The 5472-nt window shown below is 41.9% G+C and carries 6 protein-coding genes, 1 tRNA gene and 1 other RNA gene; 5 read left to right on the top strand and 3 right to left on the bottom strand.

Annotated features, from left to right (window positions below; all coding sequences use genetic code 11):
* Positions 1-76: 76 nt before the first annotated feature.
* Positions 77-805 (bottom strand): 23S rRNA (guanosine(2251)-2'-O)-methyltransferase RlmB, encoded by a 729-nt coding sequence (gene rlmB, locus SORDD16_RS05885; RefSeq protein WP_000855740.1) that lies wholly within the window; start codon positions 803-805, stop codon positions 77-79.
* A gap of 44 nt (positions 806-849) precedes the next feature.
* Entirely contained in the window at positions 850-1461 is a 612-nt protein-coding gene (def, locus tag SORDD16_RS05880; RefSeq protein ID WP_061452713.1) for a peptide deformylase, read from the bottom strand.
* Between the two features lie 154 nt (positions 1462-1615).
* On the opposite strand from def, the gene SORDD16_RS10660 reads away from it, so the two are divergent.
* The 4 genes from SORDD16_RS10660 to ssrA all read left to right on the top strand — a co-directional run bounded on the left by SORDD16_RS10660 (position 1616) and on the right by ssrA (position 4819).
* Positions 1616-2923 (top strand): CapA family protein, encoded by a 1308-nt coding sequence (locus SORDD16_RS10660; protein ID WP_081215159.1) that lies wholly within the window; start codon positions 1616-1618, stop codon positions 2921-2923.
* 23 nt (positions 2924-2946) lie between these two features.
* Positions 2947-3774 carry an HAD family hydrolase gene (locus tag SORDD16_RS05865; protein ID WP_061452712.1) on the top strand — a complete coding sequence of 276 codons (828 nt, stop codon included), beginning with the start codon at positions 2947-2949 and terminating at the stop codon, positions 3772-3774.
* 1 nt (position 3775) lies between these two features.
* Positions 3776-4411, top strand: a complete 636-nt coding sequence (locus SORDD16_RS05860) for an SGNH/GDSL hydrolase family protein (protein ID WP_061452711.1) — start codon at positions 3776-3778, stop codon at positions 4409-4411.
* Positions 4412-4471: 60 nt separating this feature from the next.
* Positions 4472-4819, top strand: a transfer-messenger RNA (tmRNA) gene (gene ssrA / locus SORDD16_RS05855).
* A 253-nt stretch (positions 4820-5072) separates the two neighbouring features.
* Here ssrA and SORDD16_RS05850 read toward each other — a convergent pair.
* Positions 5073-5160, bottom strand: a tRNA-Ser gene (locus SORDD16_RS05850).
* Between the two features lie 160 nt (positions 5161-5320).
* Here SORDD16_RS05850 and SORDD16_RS10655 point away from each other — a divergent pair.
* Positions 5321-5472 (top strand): DeoR family transcriptional regulator (locus SORDD16_RS10655; RefSeq protein WP_164966498.1); only part of this gene is annotated, 152 nt, incomplete at its 3' end.

Below are 5472 nucleotides of genomic sequence, written 5' to 3'. Positions count from 1 at the left end.
AGCTTCCTAGTTTGCTCTTTGATTTTCATTGAGTATAATCATAATAAAGTTTCCAATCAGATGACTGGAAACTTTTTTATAGTCTATTTCGGAAAACTTCGTACATGAGAATGGCTGCAGCAACACTGGCATTGAGACTTTGAACATGCCCATTCATCGGAATGGTAATCATTTCATCGACCTGTTTTTTGATATTGCTAGAGATGCCTTTTCCTTCATTTCCGATGATGAGGGCGATTTTTCCTTTTGTATTCCACTTGTGGCAAGGAGTACCGTTCATATCCGTTCCAAAGGTCCAGAAGCCTTCAGCCTTGAGTTTGTCTAGGGTTTGACTGAGGTTGGTAACTCGGGCAATCGGTACATGCTCAATAGCACCTGTGGCCGTTTTGGCAACGACAGGAGTCACTCCGACAGCACGGTGCTTGGGAATGATGACACCTGAAACATTGGTCGCATCAGCAGTCCTTAAGATAGAACCTAAGTTGTGAGGGTCAGTTAGACCATCCAGAATCAACAGAAGTGGATTTTCTTCTTGTCGTGTTTTGGCAAGGATGTGATCCAGCTCGCTATAGGCAAATTCGGACACTCGTAGAACAAAACCTTGGTGGACAGCGCCTTCGGTCATTTCAGAGAGGGATTTTTTCGAAGTCCAAGAAATGGACACCTTCTTTTCAGTAGCCAGTTCCTTGACTTTCTCAACATTCTTTCCCCTTAAATCTTCTTGGAGATAGAGTTTGTTTCCTGTATTTGCAAGGAGGGCTTCGGTAACGGCGTGGACGCCATAGACAATATCATTTGTTTTCATGCCTCTATTATAACACAAAACCCCGTCTTGCAACGGGATTTTCTTTATTCGAGGATGAGGAGTCCATCTTTAACAGCAAAGGGATCTTTTTCATTGATACGATCGTAAAACATGATTCCGTTTAGATGATCAATTTCATGTTGGACAACGATAGAGTTGTATCCTTTGAGCTTGATACGGTGTTTTTCGCCGTCCTTGTCAAAGTAATCAACAGTAACACGGGCATGGCGGACAACATAGCCAGGCACGTTACGGTCAACAGAAAGGCAACCTTCTCCTTCGCCAAGAGCAGCATCTTGAACAGAGTGAGAGACGATTTTTGGATTGTACATAATGGCTTGCAAATCGTAGGCTTCCTGTGGAGTTTCGCCTTCTTCTACAATATTTGGGACCAAGACGGCAATAACGCGTTTTGAGATATCCAGCTGGGGTGCGGCAAGTCCAACACCACCACGCAGCCCCATTTTCTCAGCCATAACAGGATCTTGGGAATGTTTGAGGAATTGCATCATCTTTTCGCCAAGTATGATTTCCTGGTCAGACACTGGGAAAGTGACCTCCTCAGCAACTGCGCGAAGAGTTGGATTTCCCTCGCGGATAATATCGTTCATATCAATTAAGTGAGCAGCTTTTGTAATACGTTCTATAGCAGACATTTTCTCTCCTTTCATTACCTCTACATGATAACACAAAATAGACGAGAAAGAAAGTCACAGAAGTTCCTAAAAAATAATATAATAAACGGTATTCCCCTTTTGTCTGTGGTATAATAAAAGAAAAGACTTGCAGTAAAAGCAAGGGGGGATAAAGATGGAAAAGCGGCAAGATAGACGGTCTCATGATTCTCTTTATGAGGTGTGGAAGACTTGTGTTGATTTTTTTCGGAATTACAAATCTTGGACCAATGCCCAGTTTATTATTGTGTTATTGCTTGCAGTTGCCTTGTCCATGGGATTGAACTTGCTGGTTCGAGCAGTACAAGGTAACAAGGTAACAAGTTCTAACAGTCAGACTACGACGTCTAGTCAGTCCAAGGAAAGTCAATCTGGTGAAACGACAGCCCGTATCATGGCAAATGGTGACCTTCTTTATCATATCCCTATCTACCGAACAGCTCTTAAAGAAGATGGAATCTATGATTTCCATGAAAATTTTGAATATGTGAAACCATGGCTCAAGCAAGCGGATTTGGTAATTGGTGACTTTGAAGGAACGGTGAACAAGGACCACTACTTGGCAGGTTATCCCCTCTTTAATGCACCAGGAGAAGTCATGGATGCGATCAAGGATGCAGGCTATCAAGTCTTAGATTTGGCTCATAATCATATTTTGGATTCTCAAATTGAGGGAGTGGTTTCAACGGCTCAAGCTATTGAAAAGGCTGGAATGACACCCATCGGAGTCTACACACATGAATCTCGTGACCAAGCTCCTATAGTCATCAAGGAAGTCAATGGTATCAAGATAGCTCTCCTGGCCTATTCTTACGGTTTTAATGGCATTGAGCAGCATATCTCTCAAGAGGACTATAATCGCTATCTTTCTGATTTGAACGAAGACAAGATGAAAGCGGAAATCGAACGTGCAGAGAAGGAAGCGGATATTACCGTTATTATGCCTCAGATGGGAGTTGAGTACCAGCTAGAACCAACGGAAGAACAAAAGGCTCTCTATCATAAGATGGTGGATTGGGGAGCCGATATTATCTTTGGAGGGCATCCTCACGTCGTTGAACCTGCTGAAACAGTTGAAAAAGATGGTGACAAAAAACTGATCATCTACTCCATGGGAAATTTCCTCTCAAATCAGCGCATTGAAACCATGCAAGATGAGGAAAATGCCAAGTGGACGGAGCGCGGTGTTCTCATGGATGTGACCATTAAGAAAAAAGATGGAAAGACAAGGATTGAAACTGCCAAAGCGCATCCGACTTGGGTCAATCGAATACCCAAAGGGACTTACTCTCCAGAAGGTTATCCGCTCTTCCTCTATCAGACCTATATCCTAGAAGACTTCATCGAGGGGGGCAGTCACCGTGACAAGTTGGACGAGGCGACAAAGGAACGAATTGACACGGCCTATAAAGAAATGAATGAACATGTAGGGTTGAAGTGGTAGGTGCTCACCCTAAAGGAGATATGATGACGATTAAATTAATTGCAACAGATATGGATGGAACCTTGCTAGACCCGAGGGGGCAGCTGGATCTGCCCCGCTTGGAAAAGATTTTAGATCAGCTGGATCAAAGGGATATCCGTTTTGTCATTGCGACGGGGAATGAAGTTCACCGTATGAGACAATTGCTTAAACATTTGGCGAGTAGAGTAGTTCTAGTAGTTGCCAATGGGGCGCGTATTTTTGAAAATGATGAACTGATTCAAGCGCAGACCTGGGATGATGCTATGGTTGACAAGGTTTTAGCTCATTTTAAGGGGAGAGAATGCCGAGATCAGTTCGTCGTCACCAGTATGAATGGAGGTTTTGTCAAGAAAGGAACTGTTTTTACAGAACTTAATAAATTTATGACCCCAGAGATGATTGAAAAACTCTATCAACGAATGAATTTTGTGGAAGACTTGCACACAGATCTCTTCGGTGGAGTGTTAAAGATGAGTATGGTCGTCGGTGAAGAACGCTCTGGTTCTGTTTTGCAGGAAATCAATGATCTCTTTGATGGTCGTGTGAGAGCTGTTTCTAGCGGTTATGGTTGTATCGATATCCTACAGGCTGGTGTTCACAAGGCTTGGGGATTGGAAGAATTACTCAAGCGCTGGGATTTGCAATCGGAACAAATCATGGCTTTTGGTGATAGTGAAAACGATGTTGAAATGCTAGAACTGGCGGGGATTGCCTATGCTATGGAAAATGCAGATGATGAGGCCAAGGCAGTTGCGACTGCCCTAGCTCCAGCGAACAGCCAGGCAGGTGTTTATCAAGTTCTAGAAAATTGGTTAGAGAAAGAGGGATAGGGTGGCAGTACAGTTATTAGAAAATTGGCTCTTAAAGGAGCAAGAAAAGATTCAAACAAAGTATCGTGAATTGAATCAAGTTTCTGTCCTAGAGCCAGATATCATCTTTATTGGTGATTCGATTGTGGAGTATTACCCTCTGCAAGAGTTGTTTGGGGCTGCCAAGACGATTGTTAATCGTGGCATCCGAGGCTACCAGACGGGACTTTTGCTAGAGAATCTTGATGCACATCTGTTTGGTGATGCTGTGGATCAAATTGTTCTCCTAATTGGGACAAATGATATCGGAAAAGATGTCCCTATGAATGAAGCCTTGGATAATCTTGAGCGTGTGATACAATCAATTTCCCGAGAATATCCGCTGTCACAGATAAAGCTCCTTTCCATTTTGCCAGTCAATGAAGGAAAAGAATACAAGCAGACAGTTTATATTCGTACCAATGAAAAGATTAGGGAGTGGAATCAGGCTTATGAAGCTCTAGCTTCCGCCTATATGCAAGTAGATTTTCTACCGATTTATGATAGTTTGACAGATTCAGAAGGACAACTTCAATCAGCCTATACCACAGATGGCCTCCATCTAAGTGTGGCAGGTTATCAAGCCTTGTCAGATGCTTTGAAAACATATCTTTTCTAAAGAATCGACTTAATTTTGCATTTTTGATTTAGATAAGGTATAATGGTTTTATTGTTTTTTGGGGTCGTTACGGATTCGACAGGCATTATGAGGCATATTTTGCAACCCGTGTGGCGACGTAAACGCTCAGTTAAATATAACTGCAAAAAATAACACTTCTTACGCTCTAGCTGCCTAAAAACCAGCAGGCGTGACCTGATTTGGATTGCTCGTGTTCAATGACAGGTCTTATGATTAGCGAGATACGATCAAACCTTGTCTAGTGGTTTGATAAGAGATTAATAGACTCGCAGTTCCTAGGCTTGAGTTATGTGTCGAGGGACTGTTAAAACAATACATAACCTATGGTTGTAGACAAATATGTTGGCAGGTGTTTGGACGTGGGTTCGACTCCCACCGGCTCCATTATTCCTTTGCATTCTTTCGCATTCCTTGGTAAAACGTTGTTAAATCAACGTTTTTTATTTTTGTCTTTGGTATTCCTTGGTATTCTTTTTCAAAAAAGGCAGACCCTAAAACAGACCCTCTTTTTGAAGAAGGTCTGTCGTATTCTAGAAATCTATATCCTTTTGTTTTATGAAATCATATAGTGTTTGTATTATTTGATTTTTAAATGCTTGCGATAAAAAAACTGCACCGAAATGCAGTTTTTGTTTTTCTACGGAAGACATGGGATTCGAACCCACGCACGCTGTTACACGCCTACCGCGTTTCCAACACGGCCTCTTAAGCCTCTTGAGTAATCTTCCAATACTTACTCAATAGTCTACCATAAAGTCTCTTATCTTGCAATAAAAATTCTAGAAATAAGAAAAATGATGGAATTTGAAAGAAAATGACAAAAACTGCTTGACTTTGGCAGAGAATGTGCTAGAATGAATAGTGTAAACGATAACAGGAGGTGATTTGGTGCTAAAAGCTGAGCGGAAGCAACTGATTTTAGAGGAGTTAAATCAATATCATGTAGTTTCCCTAGAAAAATTGGTTAGTCTATTAGAAACATCAGAATCAACGGTACGAAGAGATTTGGACGAGTTGGAGACGGAGAACAAGCTTCGCCG

The organism is Streptococcus oralis, assembly GCF_001578945.1.
GTDB lineage: Bacteria > Bacillota > Bacilli > Lactobacillales > Streptococcaceae > Streptococcus > Streptococcus oralis_Q.
This window is presented reverse-complemented; position numbering and strand designations above follow the sequence as displayed.

Bases quoted from the DNA above. Each gene is read 5' to 3' on its own strand.
- rlmB (WP_000855740.1), bottom strand. From the start codon at position 805: ATGAAAACAAATGATATTGTCTATGGCGTCCACGCCGTTACCGAAGCC.
- SORDD16_RS10660 (WP_081215159.1), top strand. From the start codon at position 1,616: ATGGAAAAGCGGCAAGATAGACGGTCTCATGATTCTCTTTATGAGGTG.
- SORDD16_RS05865 (WP_061452712.1), top strand. From the start codon at position 2,947: ATGACGATTAAATTAATTGCAACAGATATGGATGGAACCTTGCTAGAC.
- def (WP_061452713.1), bottom strand. From the start codon at position 1,461: ATGTCTGCTATAGAACGTATTACAAAAGCTGCTCACTTAATTGATATG.